The organism is Rhodococcus sp. NPDC060090, assembly GCF_042729855.1.
Taxonomy (GTDB): Bacteria; Actinomycetota; Actinomycetes; order Mycobacteriales; family Mycobacteriaceae; genus Rhodococcus.
The window spans coordinates 111,333-129,893 of the sequence record NZ_JBHWXB010000001.1 but is presented as its reverse complement, the minus strand read 5'-3'; the positions used below and the strand labels follow the sequence as shown (position 1 = coordinate 129,893).

Below are 18,561 nucleotides of genomic sequence, written 5' to 3'. Positions count from 1 at the left end.
ACCCGGCCTACAACCGGGGCTCCCCGGGCCGGGGCCCGCCCCCGGGGGGTGGGGGGGCCCCGCCCCCCCCGGCCCACCCCACACGTCGTTTCGGTCGGGCTCAGTTCTCGATCCACAACTCCTCGGGCAGCGGGGAGCCCAGCGTGTAGAGACGCAGACCGTGAACCTTCTCGCCCATCATCACGGACGGTGACGATCGGACATACCAGACGCCCGGGTCGAGTTCGGCAATTCGCGTCTGGACGACGTCGTAGGCCTGCTTGCGTTCGTCGATGGTCTCCGCTGTTCTGCCGGCGTCCAGTGCATCGTCGAGGCGGGGGTCGGAGACCCCCATGAAGTTGCCGGTCGACTCGGAGTGGAATGCCGTCCAGAGCGCGTAATCCGGGTCCTGGGTGATCGCGGACGAGACCATCATGTCGAAGTCGTGTGCACCGGCCCGCGCAGCTCCCGTGGCGAAGTCCACCACCTCGATGTCGACCTCGACATTGTCGTAGGCATTGAGCTGTGCTTGCAGGGCTTCCGCGGTGGCTTGGTTGTCGAGACCGGTGTAAGTGGTGAAGGTGAACTCGACGGGCTTCCCGTCGGCTGCAAGCTCGTCGAACAAGCTCTGGGCGGCCGTCCGGTCCTGCTGCGGTAGCGCGATATCCGAATAGAACGGTGAGTTTTCCTGGAACAGGGTTTGCGGCACGTCGCCGTCACCATTGAACACGATGGAATTGATCATGTCGCGGTCCACGGCCAGCGCTACCGCACGGCGCGCACGTTCGTCGTCGAACGGCGCGCGACGGAAGTTCATTCCCAGGTACTGCCCTCCGCCGGCGGGCACGGTGGCAACCTGCGCTCCTGCATCCTGAGCTCTGCCGACGCTCGACGGATTCGTTTCGGTGGACAGGTCGGCGTCGCCGGTGGTGATCGCGTTCACCCGCTGGGTCGTGTCCGTGACCGAACGGATCGTGATCGCGTCGAGGTAGGGTTTCGGAGCATCCCAATAGTCGGGGTTGCGTTCGAGTTCGATTGCGCCCTGCCGCATCCATCGCGTGAGTTCGAACGGTCCGGCACCGACAGGTGCGTCGTCGAATGCTGCTCGTCCGTTCCCGAGCGCGGTCGGTGAGGCGATCCAGTTCATGGATGTGGCGAGCATCCCCTGCGGGAAGCTGGGATTCGGGTCGTGCAGAACGACCTTCAGCGTGGTCTCGTCCACCACCTCGGTGGCTGCAACCTGGGAAACCTGGCGGATGGCAGTGGACCCGAGTGCCGGGTCGCGGAGCCGTTCCCAGTTGAACTGGACTGCAGCGGCGTCGAGCGGCGTGTCATCGGTGAACATGAGCCCTGGGCGAAGCGTGAGTTCGTACGTGGTACCGCCGTCGGTGCTGTCGAACCCCGTCGCCATGGTGTATTCGATCTCGTTGGTGCCGGGATCGTTGATCATCAGGGTTCCGTAGAGGGCGTTGCCCAGCAACGGTTGGTGTACCCAGGTATTGGAGAGCCCGGCGGGATCGAGCGTTCTGGGCTCGCCGATCTGCAGCGCGCTCAATCGCCCCCCGGTCGCCGGGTCTCCGGTCGTGACCGAGGTGGGTGATTCGCTGGGGCTCGAGCCACAGGCAGCCAGAACCAACACCGAGATGGCTGTGACGAGCACGGATGTTGCGGGATGGGGTCTGATCATCATCAACCTCTCGGGCGGCTTGCTCAATGGGCAAGCGCAGAGGGCGGCCGGCGGGTGCCGGGCGCGTCGGATCGATCCGAAAATAGGCGTCGACCACTGGTTAAGTCAACCGTTCGAACCTGAATCCCTGAAATTTTCCCCGATTCGTGGATTTCTTGATTCGAACAGTTGACTTAACCGAAACTCGGGGATATCTTGCGACAATCGATCGAATGAAACCGGAGACCGGTGTGGCGAAAGACTCGAAGAGCATGCAGGATTCGAATACCCTTCGGCCTGTCGACGGATCGAAGACCCGATTGCTTCTGATTTCTGCGGCAGAGAAGCTGGTGGCCGAGAACGGCCCGGAGGGAGTGTCGTCACGGCAGATAGCCGCTGCTGCCGGTCAGACCAATAATTATGCGGTGCAGTATCACTTCGGGAGTAAAGAAGGACTGCTCGACGCGGTGTTCGCGCATCGCCTCCAGCGCGTCGATGCAGTGCGCGCCGAATTGTTCGACACCGTCTCGTCCAGTGGGGGAGAGCCCTCGGTGAGGAGATGGCTCGACGTCCTGCTCCTTCCCTTGGCCGACGAGGTTACCGCCCCGGAAAGCCGGTACGTCGGTTTCCTCGCACGTGTATTCCTCTACCGGTTCAACGAGATTCCCCTGTGGTTCGGGGGTGGTGAACGGCCGATCAGCCCGATCGCGATCCGTGCGGCCGAGATGATCAGAGCGCAGATCTCCTACGTGCCCGAGGCTGTCCGGAACCGTCGGATACACGTGGTTCTCGCGCAATGCCTGCTCGCTCTGGCGAGTTTCGAGCAGCAACTGGCGAACGGCGAGACCCCGGATCTGCCGTTCGACGTTTTCGTCACAGACTTGTTGGATACAGCCGCGCAAGGACTTGCCACGCCCCTGTCGGAGGCGACGGCCAGTGCTCTGCGTGCGCACGAAACCCGAATGGAAACCTCATGAGTACACCCCCGAAGCGCGCGCCCGAAGGGGCCCCCAACGTCGTCGTCATCCTTCTCGACGACCTCGGATTCGGGCAGATAGGTTGCTACGGGTCCGATATCGCGACCCCCAACATCGACCGACTCGCTTCGGATGGATTGCGATTCAATCGTTTTCATGTGACGGCACTGTGCTCCCCCACGCGAGCGGCACTGCTCACGGGCCGGAATCATCACGCGGTGGGAATGGGCTTCCTCTCCGACATCCCCACCACCGAACCCGGGTACACCGCGAGCATCCCCCCGACCGCGGCTGCATTGCCGAGGATTCTGCGCGACGCCGGATGGAGCACCATGGCGGTGGGCAAATGGCACCTGACCCCACCGGGAGAACGCACCAGTGCGGGACCGTTCGACCGGTGGCCGCTGGGGATGGGTTTCGAGAAGTACTACGGTTTCCTTCGCGGCGACTCCAATCATTGGGCGCCGGAGCTGGTGCGCGACAACACCTATGTAGATCCGCCGCGCGGACCACGCGACGGGTACCACTTGACCGAAGACCTTGCCGACGAAGCGATTCGGATGGTCGTCAACCAGCAGGAGTCGGCGCCCGGCAAGCCCTTCTTCCTGTACTTCGCGACCGGGGCCATGCATGCGCCGCACCACGTCGAACGATCATGGGCGGATGCCTACGCAGGAAAGTTCGACGGAGGATGGGAGAGGTGGCGCGAGGCCGTGTTCGAGCGGCAGCTCGCGGCCGGGGTCGTTCCGGAGGGAACGACGCTGACCGAGCGGCCGTCGTGGGTGCCCGACTGGGATTCCCTGACCGACGAGGAACGCCGGGTCTATGCGCGGATGCACGAGGTCTACGCCGGATTCCTCACCCATACCGACGCGCAGATCGGAAGGGTGGTCGACAGCCTCGAGAAGCTCGATGTCCTCGACAACACGCTCATCTTCGTGATGTCGGACAACGGTGCGAGCGCCGAAGGCGGGGTGGGCGGTACTTACAACGAACACCGCTTCACCCATCACATCCGCGACGACGTCTCGGAAAGCGCGGCGCTCCTCGATGATTGGGGTGGAATCGACGGGTATCCGCACTACGCGTGGGGGTGGGCGTGGGCAGGCAACACGCCGTTCCGGTTGTGGAAGCGATACACCTGGCTCGGTGGCACCCGTGTCCCCATGATCGTGCACTGGCCAAGTGGAATCCGCGATACCGGTGGGATCCGCGATCAGTTCGCGCACGCGATCGACATCCTTCCCACAGTCCTCGACGCATGCGGAGTGACGATGCCGGAGACGGTCGGTGGCGTCGGTCAGCTCGCGGTAGACGGAGCGAGCCTGCGCCCGGCGTTCGGCGATGCTGCAGCGCCCTCGCCCCGATCCACTCAGTACTTCGAGATGCTCGGATCCCGGTCGATTTTCGCCGACGGATGGAAGGCGACGACCGACCACGTCTCCACGGGGGTTCTCGATGAGGAGTTACTGATGGAGGGCAGCCGGGACTTCGATACCGACACCTGGTCGTTGTTCCGCCTCGAAGAGGACTTCTCGGAGGCACATGATGTGTCCGGCGAACACCCGGACGTCGTCCGCGCCCTCGAACGTCAGTGGTTCATCGAGGCCGGCCGCAACAAAGTGACTCCGCTCGCCGACAGTCTGCGCGGCCGGGCAGCGGGAATCAGGCCGCGGCAGCACTACCCCCTCCCGTCGATCCTCACCTTGTACCCCGAGGGAGGTCCCGTCTCCGACGACGCACTGCCGCGGATCTCGGGTGGCGGTCGTGTCGTCGCCGAAGTGGACGTACCCGCACGGGACCCAGAGGGGGTTCTGTTCGCGCTCGGCGACTGGACCGGGGGGTTCGCCGGGTTCGTCGAACAGGGCATTCTGACCGTCGTCGCCGCGACACCGGGCGGCGAGATCCGGGTGGTAGCAGATAGGCGACTCACCGCAGGGCGGCACACCGTCGGATGCGCATTCCGGCTCGGTTCGGACGGGTCGCTGAAAGTGGAAGCGATCATCGACGACGTCGTCGTCGCAGTCACCGACAGCAACCACGAGTTGCCTCACGCCTGGCAGCACGGCGGTGCGTCGTTGACCCTCGGTTACGACAAGGGGCTGCCCGTGTGCAGGGAGTACGAACCTCCCTTCGCGTGGAACGGCGTACTCCACCGGGTGACCGTCGAGGCCGCCCCGGGCAGGCCTGTGGTCGAGAAGGACGTCATCCGAATCGCAATGCAGATCGATTGACAATCCGATGATAAGGGGATCGCACCATGACCGACACATCCATTGGAGCAACCGTCGACTCCGCCTCCGAGATCTACGCGAACGGAGGGATCACGGTACGTAAGGTCGGACACCACCTCGGGGCTGTCATCGACGGTGTCAGAATGTCCGGCGATATCTCGGACGAGACGTCCCTGGCAATCAGGTACGCCCTCGCAGTGAACAAGGTGATCTTCTTTCGTAGCCAGCACCACCTGACGGACGAGATCCAATACGAGTTCGGTGCGCGTATCGGTATTCCCACCACAGCCCACCCGTCCCTGAACTCGGACGACAACAGAATACTGGTCCTCGAAGGAGCCGCGAGCGGTTGGCACACCGACGTCACCTTCGTCGACAGGATCCCGAAGGCGTCAATTCTACGATCGGTGAAAGTGCCGCCCTACGGAGGCGCCACGACGTGGGCATCGACGACGGCCGCCTACGAGCAACTGCCGGACCCGCTGCGTGTGCTCGTCGAGAATCTTCGGGCGGTCCATTCCAATCGATTCGACTACGCCGCGGCACTTGCCCCCGAGCAACTGAGCGGAAACTACTCGAAGTCGAAGCGAGACTTCCGCAGTGGGTTCGCGACGCTGACGTTCGAGACCGAGCACCCGGTGGTTCGTGTGCACCCCGAGACGGGCGAACGAAGCCTGCTCCTGGGACATTTCGTGCGCGAGTTCGTGGGTCTGAAGGCCGCCGAGAGCAGCGTGCTCTACCAGCTTCTGCAGAATCGCGTCACGAAGCTCGAGAACACAGTGCGGTGGACCTGGGCTGACGGAGACGTCGCCATCTGGGACAACCGCAATACCCAGCACTACGGTGTCGCCGACTACGGTGACCATCCCCGGGAGTTGCGGCGTACAACCCTCGCGGGGGACGTGCCGGTGGACGTGCACGGCACTGCCAGTCGAATCCGCGCGGGCGATGCTTCGAGCTATTCCGTGGTCGACAATGCTCTGCGACTACCTGGATTCGTATAGCGCCGGATTCGTATAGCGCTCGGCCATGCTCAGCGCACCAGCTTCCACTTCGTCTCGTGGCGGTAGAACGTGGACCGCTTGAGCGCGCGTGGATTCGGGACGCCGTCGCGAGTGAGGAACGCGGCCGGGGAACCGAGCTGCACTGCTCGACCCGTGAGCCATTTGTACCCGCCGAACCACCGTGCGCGATCTACCGCTGCCCGCAGACCCGGCATTTGCGGCGTCGGCTCGATCCGAATTCCCGGCACAGTGCCGGAGAACAAGCGAGTGTCGTCGACATACGCCTCTCCCACGAGGGAGTTCTCCTCGCCGCGGACGAGCGCGCGCCCGACGAGAGCCATGCCTGCGTCGTCGCGGATCAGCGGGATCGACTTCGCCTCACTCTGCAGCGCGATGGAGGCGGCCTTCGAGCCGGTGCGCAATCCGTAGGCCTCGGTTGCGGGTGTACGCGACTCGGGGACATAGGCGAGCTCGACCGCCAGGCGGTCGGTGCGCATCAGCCGGGTCAGCGTCGCCGCGAACGCAGCGTCGTCGCCCACGACAATCAGTCGCGGGTCGTCCACCGACTCGGTGTGTGCGAACACATCCTCGAAGTCGTCCTTCTCGGGAACCGCAGGAGCCGACAGCGCGGTCACGGAGGTGAGTGCCAAGGGGAGTGGCACATCGCCGCATCTGAGCACTACCGGGGTCAACTGATCTCCTCGCTGGTCACGATCGGGCGGCCGTCGGTCAGGCGTCCACTGTAATCCGAAGCGGTACCGGTCGTGGGGACCCCGGATCGTGGCGAGGCCGGACAGGCCATTCGGATACCGAACCCGGATGCTCGTCGAAGGTGGACTACACTGTGGTCCCGGCTGCTGCCCGGATTCGGGCAGGACCCTGCAGGCGAGACCGCCCGCACGAAGAACCCTGCCTGAGGAGCGCGAAATGCCGGCAATCGTCCTGATCGGAGCCCAGTGGGGCGATGAGGGCAAAGGCAAAGCAACCGATCTGTTCGGCGGACGTCTGCAGTGGGTCGTGCGCTACCAGGGCGGCAACAATGCGGGCCACACCGTTGTGCTGCCGAACGGCGACAAGTTCGCGCTGCACCTGATCCCGTCGGGGATCCTCACACCGGGTGTCACGAACGTCATCGGCAACGGTGTCGTCGTCGACCCGGGCGTGCTGCTCGAAGAGCTCGCAGGCCTCGAGAAGCGCGACGTGGACACCTCACGTCTGCTGCTCTCGGCCGATGCGCACCTGATCATGCCGTATCACGTGGCCATCGATAAGGTCACCGAGCGTTTCCTCGGTGCAAAGAAGATCGGCACCACCGGCCGCGGTATCGGGCCGTGCTACCAGGACAAGATCGCGCGTGTCGGCGTCCGTGTCGCTGATGTCCTGGACGAGAAGATCTTCACCCAGAAGGTCGAGGCGGCCCTCGAGTTCAAGAACCAGGTGCTCGTCAAGATCTACAACCGTAAGGCTCTCGATCCGCAGCAGGTGGTCGATGAGGTCCTCGGTCAGGCCGAAGGATTCAAGCACCGCATCGCCGACACCCGTCTGCAGCTCAACGAGGCACTCGAACGCGGCGATACCGTGCTGCTCGAGGGCTCGCAGGGCACGCTGCTCGACGTCGACCACGGCACCTACCCGTACGTGACGTCGTCGAACCCCACCTCCGGTGGCGCCTCAGTGGGTTCCGGCATCGGCCCCACCAAGATCACGACGGTGCTCGGCATCCTCAAGGCCTACACCACGCGTGTCGGTTCAGGCCCGTTCCCGACCGAACTGTTCGACAACCACGGTGAGTACCTGGCGAAGCAGGGCGGTGAGGTCGGCGTCACCACCGGCCGTGCCCGCCGCACCGGCTGGTTCGACGCGGTCATCGCCCGTTACGCCACGCGCGTCAATGGCATCACCGACTACTTCCTCACCAAGCTCGACGTACTTTCCGGTCTCGACACCGTGCCGATCTGCGTCGGTTACGAGGTCGACGGTGTGCGCGTCGACGACATGCCGATGACGCAGACCGACATCCACCACGCCAAGCCCATCTACGAGGAGATGCCCGGCTGGTGGGAGGACATCTCCCACGCGCGCACCTTCGAGGAGCTCCCCAAGAACGCGCAGGACTACGTGCTGCGTCTCGAGGAGCTGTCCGGCGCGTTCATCTCGTGCATCGGCGTCGGCCCGGGCCGCGACGAAACGATCGTCCGGCGCGACATCCTCTCCTGACCCGTCCTACCCGGACCTGACCTGACCTGACTCGATCAGATCAGGTCCGGGCCTGGTCGTGAGTGTCGACGAAGTCGAGAAAGCGGGGAATCACCTGCTCGGGATTCGCCCACAGTAGATCGTGCCCGATCCCCGGCTGGATCTCGATCTCTGCCGACGGGATATGCGTGCGGACACGCGCTGCTTGGATCTCGGGGTCGTTGGTGATCGTCTCGGCACCGAACAGGACCAGGAGTGGTGCTGCGACACGGGCCAGTTCGTCGTCGGTGATCGTGCGCTCCCACGGCACGCCCATCCGATACTTCAGTCCGGCCACGATCATCGCGAATTCCTCGTCGGTGTGCTCGTATCCGGGCATCATCCACTTGTTGAACTTCCGGAGTCGCTCGGGTGTCGGCCGGATTCCCATGACGAGGAACTTCAATAGAACGCTCGCGCGCGGCCGCGCGAAGGTTGCGCCGCCCGGTTCGAACAGCGTCACACTCGCCAGCCGGTCGGAGTGGTGAACCGCGGTGTTCATCGAGATCCAGGCACCCATCGAATTTCCGGCGAGGTGGATGCGCTCCTCCCCGAGTCCGTCGAGTAATTCGACCATCCACCGGGCCATATCCGCGCCATCGTGGAGAGGTGCTGTCTGTGTGCTGCGCCCCGCCCACCCAATGACGTCCGGTGTGTAGACCACGCGGTCGCGGCAGAGACCCTCGATGAAGGGACTCCATACCTGTCCGTTGCCGGAGATGCCCGGCAGCAAGAGAATCGGCACTCCCGTTCCGCTCCCTGATCGGCGCACATAGGTTGTCCCGAAGGATGTCTCGACGTCGATGTCGGTCGAGGACACCGGCCATTGCGCTGCCATGGTGTCGTAGGCGTGCATGAAGTGTTCTCTTGCCTCGTCGCTCTTGAACCGGCCGATCTTCGGCATGCTGTTTCTCCTGTTCTTTATGATATGCACGTACCACGGTTATGGTACGCATATATCAACAAGCTGGGAAGGTCTCCGAAATGGAAGGCGGCAGTTCTCGTGCCACGTCAGGTCGACCACGAAGTGAGGCGCCGCGAAATCACCGATGCCGTGCGCCGCGTCATCGTCTCCGGCGGATTGGAGGCGGTGACCTTCCAGTCGGTCGCCGCGGAAGCGGGAATCTCCGTGCGGCTCGTCCAGTACTACTTCGGAACGAAGAACGAATTCCTCCTGGCCACTCACAGATCCGTGATGGAAGACGCCGGAGCCAGGTTCGGTGAACGACTGGCGGAACAGAGTGACGCGGCGCCGCGTGAGGCGATCCGCACGGTGCTCGCCGAACTGCTTCCGCTCGATGATCGGCGCCGAGAAGAGGTGATCGTGCTCGGGGCGTTCAATACGGCGGCGATCGTCGGCCGGGGCCTCGCCGCAGACGAGACCCATGCGGCGCCGCGCGCGCTCGTCACGATCGTTGCCCATCATCTGAGGCGAGCAGGGAACCCGGACGGCACGACCGATCTCGATGCCGAACTCGTCCTCGCCGCAGTCGGTGGCCTCGCCCAGGGCATGCTGTCCGGTGTCTACACCGGCGAGCGTGCGGTCGAACTCGTCGATCATCTGCTGGACCGCACGGTCGACCGGTAATCACGTCACTGGCCTGGTGAGTTCACGTCCAGCATGCGCGATACTGGACCGGTGATCACACGTGCGATAGGCGCCGGTTCGCTGGTTCGCGACCTCGGCAACTGGCAGGACGTCGGTGACGTGCGTCCCGCATACCGGGCGCTCGCCGACGGCATCCGTCTCCTCGTGCACGACGGCAGGGTCCCGCAGGGCGTGGCATTGCCGAGCGAACGCGAACTCGCATCTGCATTGTCGTTGAGCCGCACCACCGTCACCTCGGCATACTCGACGCTGCGTGACGAGGGCTATCTCCGTAGCAGGCAAGGCGCGCGCAGCACCGTTGCGATGCCGGCCGGGACACGTGCTCGCGGTGCGGTCAGGGCGACGGCAGCACTCGGCAACGACGCGATCGACATGAGCAATGCCTCGCTCCCCGCTCCCGCCGCCGAAATCGAAGCCGCGTACGGACTGGCATTGCGGTCGATGTCGGCGTACCTGTCGTCGCACGGTATGGAACCGATCGGTGTGATGGCGCTGCGTGAGGTGATCGCGCGTCGGTACCGGGAACGCGGACTGCCGACTTCGCCCGAACAGATCATGGTCACCAGCGGTGCCCAGCACGCGATGCGGTTGCTGCTCGGTGTGCTCACCGATCCGGGCGACCGCGTGATCGTCGACCATCCGACCTATCCGAATGCGCTCGAAGCGATCCGACGGCACGGTGCGCGTCCGATCCCGGTGCCGGTGCGACCGGAGGCCGGGCCCTCCGGCGGGTGGGACCTCGGAGCGCTCGCCGGTGCCGCCCGCCAGACTGCCGCGCGCACAGCGTTTCTCGTCCCCGATTTCCACAACCCCACCGGTCTGTGTCTCGACGAGGACGGTCGCGCCGAGCTCGCGCGCATCATGTACGACGCCCGCATGACCTTGGTGGTCGACGAGACGATGGTGGATCTGTGGCTCGACGCGCCGCCACCGGCTCCGGTCGCGTCGTTCCCGGCCGGTTCCTCGGTGGTGACGATCGGATCGACCGGCAAGTCCCTGTGGGGTGGATTGCGCGTGGGATGGATCCGCGCCGACCGCGAGCTGATCGTGCGGCTCGCCGGAGCCCGATCGGGTGTGGACCTCGGCACGCCCGTCATGGAGCAGTTCGCGGCTGCGCACCTGCTGTCGGATGTCGATGAACTTCTCGATCAACGGCGCGCACAGCTCCGGGAGCAGCGGCAGACGCTGTGTGAGGCACTCGACGAACAGTTGCCCGAGTGGCAGTACACCCCGGGTCAGGGTGGGATGTCGCTGTGGGTGCGGATGCCGGAGCCGGTGTCGACGGCACTCGCTGCGATCGGACCGAGCCACGGTGTCTTGCTCGCGGCCGGACCACGTTTCGGAGTGCAGGGGGCATTCGAGCGATTCGTGCGGTTGCCGTACACGCAGCACCCAGACATGCTCCGCAACGCGGTGGCGGCAGTGGCCGACGCGTATGTACAGGTAGCGCAGGGCGGCGACCTCGAGGCGTCTCGGCTCGTCGTCTGATCGCTGGGTTCGTTGATTTGTGGGTCAGGCGACCAGATCCGGCCTGCTCCCCGGGACCGGCTTGCGGAACAGATCCACACTCGCGGGTGGAACGAACTGGGGCCGACGCTCGTCGGTCATTTCGACTTCCCACTTGGTGTGATGCATCAACAGATGATGATGACCGCACAACATCACCAAATTGTCGAGATCGGTATCACCACCATCGACCCAATGATGAATGTGATGCGCATCCGCCCACGCCGGCGGTGTCGAACACCCGGGGAAGGCGCATCCGCCGTCCCGCACCGTCAGTGCGCGTCGCTGCGCGGCGGACGCGGTGCGGCGGGTCTGCCCGTGCGCCAGCGGCACCCCGTGCTCGTCGAGCAGGATCCGGGTGACCTGACAATCGCACGCGAGCATCCGCGCGGCGTCGATCGAGAGTGGCCCGGCCCATGGCTCGGTCGCATACCCGTGCTCCGGGGAGTTCGCGAACAGTTCCTTCACCGCGGCGTTCTTGGTCAGGTCCGTGATGGAGGCGGTGACCGTGACGTGCGGTTTCACCCCGCCTTCGACGGGGACGAGACCGGCGGCTTCGACGAACCGCAACAGTTGATCGAACGCATCGGCGTTGCGTTTCGACGCCGGCCGATCATCTCTGACGCCGCCCGCCTCCGGTCGTGGCGCGGCCAGCGGGGAGAGCAGATGCCGCAGACGCGCACCGGTGACCGCGTCGAACTCACCTTGGATCACCACTCTCCCGTGCCAGGTGGTGGAGACGAGCAGTTCGTTGCGCGAGGAGTCTTCACCCGGTGGTGGTCCGTCGCCGGTGGTGTAGAGGTGTTCGAGTCGGCGAATCAGGGCTCGAAGGGTCGCTCTGGTGGCGATCCTGTCGGAGGCGTGCTCGATCAGGATGGTGCGGGCGTTCTCGAAGTCGCACGGGTTCATGGTGCGGGGATAGTGCTGACAGAAGTAGGCGATCTGCCGAGCCTTCTCCGCGTCGAGCAGGCCGGATGAATAGGCTTCGCGGACTTCCGGTTCCAATCGCAGTAGCCGTGCGAGTGTTTCGATGCGGTGGCATTCACCGATCTCGAGGTTCGTCGCGGCACACAGCCAGTGGGCCGGGCTGCGGTAGCCGTGTTCGCGGACGGTGTCGCGTTCGACCATCGCGATCATCAGGTCCACGCGGTGTACCTGCCAGGTATGGATTTCGGCGGAGACGGCGAGCGTCTCGGCCATCAGTTGATCGTTGTCGAGTTTCCAGAGGTCCCCACCCATGATCGAATTCTATAGAACACACGTACGAAATTCAAGGGAAACTCGAACATTCGTTCCATCCTTCTGCGTCGCTGTTCGGTTCATGGATATGGGAGTGCATGTCCTCGCCGAACGCGGTACCCGTGCGGCCACAGCCGTCACCGTCACCGTCACCGCTCGGGATCGGTCAACAGTTCGTCGCCGCGCGCATCTCCGCGAGACAGGTCGAAGGCACGCTCCCACCGGGCGATCCGGATCTATCTCGGCCGACCCGCCGTGGGCTGTCGGTGGTCGGCGATATCGTGGATACAGGACCCGAGACCGGGTCTGTGTTCGACGAAGTGAGGGTCGATCGTGGCCGCGCAGGATCCGCTGCAGACGCAGCGCGACGCCGGACCCGACGTCGCTGCGGAGTTGGCTGCGGCCGGATTCGACGAGGCGAAGGAAATCGGCCGCGGCGGGTTCGGAATCGTCTACCGCTGCCGAGAGGTCGCGCTCGACAGGATCGTGGCGGTCAAGGTTCTCACCTCCGATCTCGACGCCGACAACCTCGAACGCTTCATGCGTGAGCAGCGCGCGATGGGACAGCTCTCCGGTCACCCGAACATCGTCAACGTGCTGCAGGTCGGTACCACAGAATCTGGGCGGCCTTACCTGGTGATGCAGTATCACCCGCGCGATTCACTCGATGCGCTGATCCGCCGGTCCGGTCCGCTGCACTGGCACGATGCGCTCCGCCTCGGCGTCAAGCTGGCCGGAGCTCTCGAGACGGCGCACCGGCTCGGTATCGCGCACCGCGACGTCAAACCCGCCAACATCCTGCTCACCCAATTCGGCGAACCCCAGCTCACCGATTTCGGGATCGCCAGAATCCGAGGGGGATTCGAGACCGCAACAGGTGAAGTCACCGGTTCTCCCGCATTCACCGCCCCCGAGGTGCTCTCCGGGCGCGCCCCGACCGCAGCGTCCGATGTCTACAGCCTTGCGGCGACGATCTTCTGCGCGCTCACCGGCCATGCCGCGTTCGAGCGTCGCAGCGGCGAACGCGTCGTGGCGCAGTTCGTGCGCCTGACCACGCAGCCGATTCCCGATCTTCGAGCCGACGGAGTGCCCGGCGAATTGTGCGCCGCGTTGGAGCAGGCCATGTCGGTGGACCCCGGATCGAGACCGGCGACCGCGGCCGAGTTCGGCGAGCTGCTGCGCGCGGTGCAGACCGAACAAGGGTTGCCCCTCGACGATCTCGCGGTGGCCGGGGATGCGAACGAAGCCGACGCAACCGCGCCTCATGTAGCGGCCATTGCGGCGAGTGGACGTGTGAGCACGCGGCGCACGAGCGGCCGGTCGACCACCCCGCCTGCCCCGGCGACGAGGTTTCGCCCACCCGTGCCGTCCAAGCGACTCGTCGCACGGTGGTCGCTGCTGGATCTGCTCGAGGAGTCGCACCGCCGCAAGCTCATTGTCGTGCATGCGCCACCGGGCTTCGGGAAGACGATGTTCGCCATCGAGTGGCGCTACCGACTCGACAACGAGGGTGTCGCGGTGGCGTGGCTCAACGTCGACCACGACGACAACAACGTCGTGTGGTTCCTCGCGCACCTCATCGAGGCGATCAGGCAGGTACGACCCACCCTCGCAAAGGAATTGGGTCAGGCCCTCGACGAACACGGCGACGACGCCGAACGCTACGTCCTCACCTCCCTGGTCGACGAGATCCACGCCGCAGGAGAACGGCTCGTGGTCATCATCGACGACTGGCATCGCGTCACCGACCCGGCGACGATCGCGGCCCTGGCCTTCCTGCTCGACAACGGTTGCCATCACCTGCAGGTCATGGTGGTCGGGCGCACCCGTGCCGGACTGCCCGTGAGCCGCATGCGGGTGCTCGACGAACTCGTCGAGATCGACCACCGCATGCTCACCTTCGATGTCGACGAGACAAAGAAATTCCTTGCACGACACATCGATACGGAACTGGACGACGAGATCGTCGCCGATCTCGTCGCCGCCACCGAAGGCTGGCCCGCGGCCCTGCAACTGGCATCGGTATCGCTGCGCGGCCACGATGACCCCGCGGATCTCGTGGCGCACCTGTCCGGCAGGCACCGCGGTATCGGACAGTTCCTGACCGAGAACGTCCTCATGTCCCTCGACGCCGAGCTCGTCGACTTCCTGCTCACTGCGGCGGTGACGGAGCAGACGTGCGCGAGCCTGGCCTCGGCGCTGAGCGGTCACGGACACGGGCAGGCGATGCTCGAAGACATCGAGGACCGCGACCTGTTTCTGCACCGCGTCGACGAAGAGGGACGATGGTTCCGCTTCCAGTCGCTGTTCGCCGAGTTCCTGCGCCAACGCCTCGAACGCGACTTCCCCGAACGGATGCCCGGGCTCCACCGGATCGCCGCGCGGTGGTTCGAACAGCATTCGATGACGGGGGAGGCCGTCGACCATGCCCTCGCGGCGGCCGACGACGACTACGCCGTCGACATCGTCGAAAGTCATGCGAGAGATCTGCTCGCCAACGGCCGTGCCACCACACTGATCGGGTTGGTTGGCAAACTTCCGCGTGGCACCGTGGCGGTACGTCCGCGGCTGCAACTGGCCCTGGCGTGGGCCGATGTCGTCATCCACGACGTCGAGCGCGGCCGGCGCGCACTCGCGATGGTCGAGCGCGGTCTCGACGCTGACCGGATCACCGGCGACGAGGCCGTCGACGTCGCGGTCGAGGTGGAAGTGGTGCGGCGCATCATCGAGGTGCGGAGCGACCGGACCGGTCCGGACGACGGGCTCCCCGAACGGCTCCTGGCGCGCGCCGGCACGCTCGCACCGATCGTCGTGTCGTCGGGTCTCAACGCCGCGACGTTCGATGCCGTCTATCGCGGTGAATTCGACGAGGCGAGACGGCTACAGGATCTCGCGGCTCCGTACCACGACCTCAATGCCGGGCCGTACAACCTGATGCACGGCAACGCGCTCCTCGGGCTTGCCGCACTCGAACAACTCGACCTCGATGCGGCGGACGGCCTCCTGCGGGAGGCATGGCGATTGTCGCGACTCGGCAGCGGAGCGCACTCGTCGTCGGCGTTGCTCGCCGGATCGGTGCTGGGGGAGTTCCTGTACGAGCAGGGAGAACTCGACGAGGCAGAACGGCTGCTCGACGACGGTTACGAGCTGGGTGCCGAAGGCGGCGTCGTCGATTTCAAGATCGCCCGATATGTGATCGGTGCGCGTGTGAAGGCGATGCGCGGTAAGCGGGACATCGCGCAGGCCCGACTGGACGACGGCGCGCGCGCTTCCGCGGCGATGAAACTGGACCGTCTGGCTGCGGCAGTCGAGAACGAACGTGTCCGGCTCGGGTTTCCGATCGCACATCCGCGACCGGTCGCCGAATACGGCCGCCGACGTCCCGAGACGGGAATTGCCTTGCACACCGCCCAGATCGAAGAGGACACGGCGATCCGCTTGCTGCTCGCCGATCCTTCGCCGGAGCACCTCGTGCTCGCTCATCGGTGGGCGAGTGAGTGGTTCGTGTTGCTACAGGAGCGCGGATTCCTGCACCGCGCGCAGCGAGCCCTCGAACTCGTCACCGAATGCGAAAAGCACGGTGCTGCCCCGGATCACCACTGACCCGGGGCAGCGCCGCGCCGCTAACGATTGCGGATCAGACCCACAGGGTCGCGATGTCCGTGGCCTCGCCCGCCGGCGCGGCCGGCTCGCCCGCGGGAGTCCGGGAGAACCGCGGAGCCGGTGCGTGCTGGGTGATGCCTTCGAGTTCGATGAGCGATCCGCGCGAGGCGATGTGCTCGTTCTCGGGTGCTTCCGCGAACGTGAGAACGGGGGAGACGCACGCGTCGGTGCCGAGGAAGATCGCCGACCACTCGTCGCGCGTCTTCGACAGGAACTTCTCGGTGAACAGCTTCTTCATCTCCGGCCACGACGCCCGGTCGTTCTGGGCGGGCAGCTCGGCCGCGTCGAGGTCGAGACCCTTCAGCAGGAGCGCGTAGAACTGCGGCTCGATCGAACCGACGGCCATGTATTTGCCGTCCTTCGTCTCGTATACCTCGTAGTACGGGGCACCGGTGTCGAGCATGTTCACGCCGCGTTCGTCCGACCATGCGCCGCGGCCGCGGAAGGCCCACATCATGTGCGACAGTGCGAGCGCGCCGTCGACCATCGCCGCGTCGACGACCTGGCCCTTTCCTGACACTCCTCGCTCGACGAGTGCGGAGAGGATGCCGAAGATCAGGAACATCGAGCCGCCGCCGAAGTCGCCGACCATGTTCAGCGGCGGCACCGGACGCTCGCCCTCACGGCCGATCGCGTGCAGTACACCGGTGAGGGAGATGTAGTTGATGTCGTGGCCGGCCGCGTTCGCCAACGGGCCTTCCTGGCCCCAGCCCGTCATCCGGCCGTAGACGATCCGCGGGTTGCGTTCGAGCACCACATCGGGGCCCAGACCCATGCGCTCGGTCACTCCGGGACGGAAACCCTCGATGAGCACGTCGGCGCGCTCGAGCAGCGAGAGCACCTTCTCGATGTCGTCGGGGTTCTTGAGGTCGGCCTCGATGATGCGGCGGTTCCGTTGGATCGGGTCTCGGGCGCCTTCCGGCGGAATCTGGCCGGGTCGCTGGACCGTGACGACGTCGGCGCCGAGATCGGCGAGTAGCGTCGCGGCGTGCGGTCCGGGGCCGAGCCCCTTGAACTCGACGACGCGAATACTCGCGAGGGGACCCTTCTTCTCAACTGATTCAGCGGACACTCGTCGAACCTCACTCCGATGCGTAGGGACTCTCGGAACGGAGACTACCTTAGCGAGCGTTCAGAAAATGACGTGTGTCACGGGCGAGGTCACTGCTCGTACAGGTCCGCCTCGCCCAGGCCGGTCGCTTCGAACGCGTCCTGCAGATCGGCATGCCGCACGACCGTGACGACCTGGTCTTCGACCACGCGGAACGCGATGGCTTCCTCGACGGGAGTGCCGGGGTCGGACGCCCACGTGGACGTCTCCTCGACCACGACGATGCCGTGGTGCACGAACATGCGTCCCATTTCGAGCGTCACGCCCGACGAGGTCGCCCACTCGCGCAGTTCGTCGAGACCCTGATCGGGATCGTCATCGTCGGTGGGAAGCACGATATCGTCGCTGGACAACTCCACCAGCGTCTCGATGTCGTTGCTGTTGACAGCATCGTGCCAGGCCAGGACGGTCGCGATCTCCGAGGTACTCATGGGTCCAAGACTAGTCACAGTGCTCGGTCAACACTCGATTGTGACCCGATCGGTTGCCGTGCGAGGCGCGCACAGAGCAGAGTGGACAACATGACGATCAGCGGCCAACTCGTGAGCTTCGTGCCGAGCACCGATCTCGATGTCTCGGAGATGTTCTATGTCGACACCCTCGGCTTCCGGAAGATCGACCGGGACAACTTCACGCTGGTGATCGACGGTGGCGAAGGAGCCCCCGTGCGGATCACCCTCGTGCAGTCGCGCGGCGAGACCGGATACACCGCCCTGGGCTGGCGGGTTCTCGATCTCGACGAGACCGTCGAGCGACTCCGGGCCAAGGGCGTCGACTTCATTCGGTACACCGGCATGGACCAGGACGACCACGATGCGTGGACCGCGCCCGATGGGCTGCGTGTCGCGTGGTTCCGCGACCCGCACAGCAACGTGCTGTCGCTCATCGAGAATCACGCCTGACACCGCTCAGTCGAGGAAGCTACCCCGCACGAACCCGGCGAACAGCACCGCGAACCCGCCCATCTCGCCGACGATGAGCGCGGCCATCGCCACACCCAGACCCCGCGTGGGATGCGCGAACTGGTTGGTGGTGTCGCGCAGCATGCCGTGCAGGATGTAACTCGCGATCGCGCCGACGAAGAACACCACGACCACCGCGGCCGCCGACAGGTTCACCCATGTCGGCCACGCACTGAGCTCGACGAATACAGCGATGAGCAGCGTCGCGAACGAGTACATCAACGCCGAGCGGTGTGCGATGTCGACGTACGGGTGGGCGAGATGCGTCTCCGACGTCGCCATCTGCCGGTACTTCCACACACCCAGCGCCAGCGCGAGCAGGAAGATCAGCCCCGCCGCGAGCAACGTCATTTCGGTATCGAACCCCACATCCATC

Annotated in this window: 15 protein-coding genes; 8 read left to right on the top strand and 7 right to left on the bottom strand. The window is 65.2% G+C overall.

All coding sequences use genetic code 11. The annotated features are described in order from the left end of the window. Positions 1-100: 100 nt before the first annotated feature. Positions 101-1,693 carry an ABC transporter substrate-binding protein gene (locus ACFWCF_RS00585; protein ID WP_378555895.1) on the bottom strand — a complete coding sequence of 531 codons (1,593 nt, stop codon included), beginning with the start codon at positions 1,691-1,693 and terminating at the stop codon, positions 101-103. A gap of 185 nt (positions 1,694-1,878) precedes the next feature. Between ACFWCF_RS00585 and ACFWCF_RS00580 the strand changes: the two genes are divergently transcribed. The 3 genes from ACFWCF_RS00580 to ACFWCF_RS00570 are packed head-to-tail and all read left to right on the top strand — an operon-like array spanning position 1,879 to position 5,860. Next, a complete protein-coding gene (locus ACFWCF_RS00580) occupies positions 1,879-2,622 on the top strand; it encodes a TetR/AcrR family transcriptional regulator (RefSeq protein WP_378555893.1) in 744 nt (247 codons plus the stop codon). Next, entirely contained in the window at positions 2,619-4,856 is a 2,238-nt protein-coding gene (locus ACFWCF_RS00575; protein WP_378555891.1) for an arylsulfatase, read from the top strand. The genes ACFWCF_RS00580 and ACFWCF_RS00575 overlap by 4 nt, the downstream gene beginning before the upstream one ends. A 26-nt stretch (positions 4,857-4,882) precedes the next feature. Continuing rightward, positions 4,883-5,860, top strand: a complete 978-nt coding sequence (locus ACFWCF_RS00570) for a TauD/TfdA dioxygenase family protein (protein WP_378555889.1) — start codon at positions 4,883-4,885, stop codon at positions 5,858-5,860. Between the two features lie 29 nt (positions 5,861-5,889). On the opposite strand, the gene ACFWCF_RS00565 is transcribed toward ACFWCF_RS00570, so the two are convergent. Next, positions 5,890-6,540, bottom strand: a complete 651-nt coding sequence (locus ACFWCF_RS00565; RefSeq protein WP_378556643.1) for a hypothetical protein — start codon at positions 6,538-6,540, stop codon at positions 5,890-5,892. A gap of 247 nt (positions 6,541-6,787) precedes the next feature. On the opposite strand from ACFWCF_RS00565, the gene ACFWCF_RS00560 reads away from it, so the two are divergent. Beyond that, the gene (locus ACFWCF_RS00560) at positions 6,788-8,077 is read left to right on the top strand and encodes an adenylosuccinate synthase (RefSeq protein ID WP_378555888.1); all 1,290 of its coding nucleotides are present in this window, start codon (positions 6,788-6,790) and stop codon (positions 8,075-8,077) included. A gap of 40 nt (positions 8,078-8,117) precedes the next feature. On the opposite strand, the gene ACFWCF_RS00555 is transcribed toward ACFWCF_RS00560, so the two are convergent. Further along, on the bottom strand, positions 8,118-8,999 hold the full coding sequence (locus ACFWCF_RS00555; protein WP_378555886.1) for an alpha/beta fold hydrolase: 882 nt from the start codon (positions 8,997-8,999) through the stop codon (positions 8,118-8,120). A 99-nt stretch (positions 9,000-9,098) separates the two neighbouring features. On the opposite strand from ACFWCF_RS00555, the gene ACFWCF_RS00550 reads away from it, so the two are divergent. Beyond that, complete coding sequence (locus tag ACFWCF_RS00550; protein WP_378555885.1) at positions 9,099-9,683, top strand: TetR/AcrR family transcriptional regulator; 585 nt, start codon at positions 9,099-9,101, stop codon at positions 9,681-9,683. Between the two features lie 51 nt (positions 9,684-9,734). Beyond that, positions 9,735-11,192 (top strand): PLP-dependent aminotransferase family protein, encoded by a 1,458-nt coding sequence (locus ACFWCF_RS00545; protein WP_378555883.1) that lies wholly within the window; start codon positions 9,735-9,737, stop codon positions 11,190-11,192. A 24-nt stretch (positions 11,193-11,216) separates the two neighbouring features. Here the strand turns inward: ACFWCF_RS00545 and ACFWCF_RS00540 are convergent, their stop codons facing one another. Continuing rightward, positions 11,217-12,449: a DUF222 domain-containing protein gene (locus ACFWCF_RS00540; RefSeq protein ID WP_378555882.1), complete on the bottom strand. Its 1,233-nt coding sequence runs from the start codon at positions 12,447-12,449 to the stop codon at positions 11,217-11,219. Positions 12,450-12,782: 333 nt separating this feature from the next. Here ACFWCF_RS00540 and ACFWCF_RS00535 point away from each other — a divergent pair, with 333 nt between their 5' ends. Further along, the gene (locus ACFWCF_RS00535) at positions 12,783-16,052 is read left to right on the top strand and encodes a protein kinase (RefSeq protein ID WP_378555879.1); all 3,270 of its coding nucleotides are present in this window, start codon (positions 12,783-12,785) and stop codon (positions 16,050-16,052) included. Between the two features lie 34 nt (positions 16,053-16,086). On the opposite strand, the gene ACFWCF_RS00530 is transcribed toward ACFWCF_RS00535, so the two are convergent. Both ACFWCF_RS00530 and ACFWCF_RS00525 read right to left on the bottom strand, forming a co-directional pair. Continuing rightward, the gene (locus ACFWCF_RS00530) at positions 16,087-17,184 is read right to left on the bottom strand and encodes a CaiB/BaiF CoA transferase family protein (RefSeq protein WP_378492685.1); all 1,098 of its coding nucleotides are present in this window, start codon (positions 17,182-17,184) and stop codon (positions 16,087-16,089) included. Positions 17,185-17,273: 89 nt separating this feature from the next. Continuing rightward, on the bottom strand, positions 17,274-17,654 hold the full coding sequence (locus tag ACFWCF_RS00525) for a nuclear transport factor 2 family protein (RefSeq protein WP_378492684.1): 381 nt from the start codon (positions 17,652-17,654) through the stop codon (positions 17,274-17,276). 90 nt (positions 17,655-17,744) lie between these two features. On the opposite strand from ACFWCF_RS00525, the gene ACFWCF_RS00520 reads away from it, so the two are divergent. Continuing rightward, the gene (locus ACFWCF_RS00520; RefSeq protein ID WP_378555877.1) at positions 17,745-18,125 is read left to right on the top strand and encodes a VOC family protein; all 381 of its coding nucleotides are present in this window, start codon (positions 17,745-17,747) and stop codon (positions 18,123-18,125) included. 6 nt (positions 18,126-18,131) lie between these two features. On the opposite strand, the gene ACFWCF_RS00515 is transcribed toward ACFWCF_RS00520, so the two are convergent. Continuing rightward, on the bottom strand, positions 18,132-18,560 hold the full coding sequence (locus tag ACFWCF_RS00515) for a hypothetical protein (protein ID WP_378555875.1): 429 nt from the start codon (positions 18,558-18,560) through the stop codon (positions 18,132-18,134). Position 18,561 lies beyond the last annotated feature (1 nt).

Coding starts and splice junctions, on each gene's coding strand:
- ACFWCF_RS00540 (WP_378555882.1), bottom strand. CDS start 12,449: ATGGGTGGGGACCTCTGGAAACTCGACAACGATCAACTGATGGCCGAG.
- ACFWCF_RS00515 (WP_378555875.1), bottom strand. CDS start 18,560: ATGGATGTGGGGTTCGATACCGAAATGACGTTGCTCGCGGCGGGGCTG.
- ACFWCF_RS00570 (WP_378555889.1), top strand. CDS start 4,883: ATGACCGACACATCCATTGGAGCAACCGTCGACTCCGCCTCCGAGATC.
- ACFWCF_RS00555 (WP_378555886.1), bottom strand. CDS start 8,999: ATGCCGAAGATCGGCCGGTTCAAGAGCGACGAGGCAAGAGAACACTTC.
- ACFWCF_RS00520 (WP_378555877.1), top strand. CDS start 17,745: ATGACGATCAGCGGCCAACTCGTGAGCTTCGTGCCGAGCACCGATCTC.
- ACFWCF_RS00560 (WP_378555888.1), top strand. CDS start 6,788: ATGCCGGCAATCGTCCTGATCGGAGCCCAGTGGGGCGATGAGGGCAAA.
- ACFWCF_RS00525 (WP_378492684.1), bottom strand. CDS start 17,654: ATGAGTACCTCGGAGATCGCGACCGTCCTGGCCTGGCACGATGCTGTC.
- ACFWCF_RS00580 (WP_378555893.1), top strand. CDS start 1,879: ATGAAACCGGAGACCGGTGTGGCGAAAGACTCGAAGAGCATGCAGGAT.
- ACFWCF_RS00575 (WP_378555891.1), top strand. CDS start 2,619: ATGAGTACACCCCCGAAGCGCGCGCCCGAAGGGGCCCCCAACGTCGTC.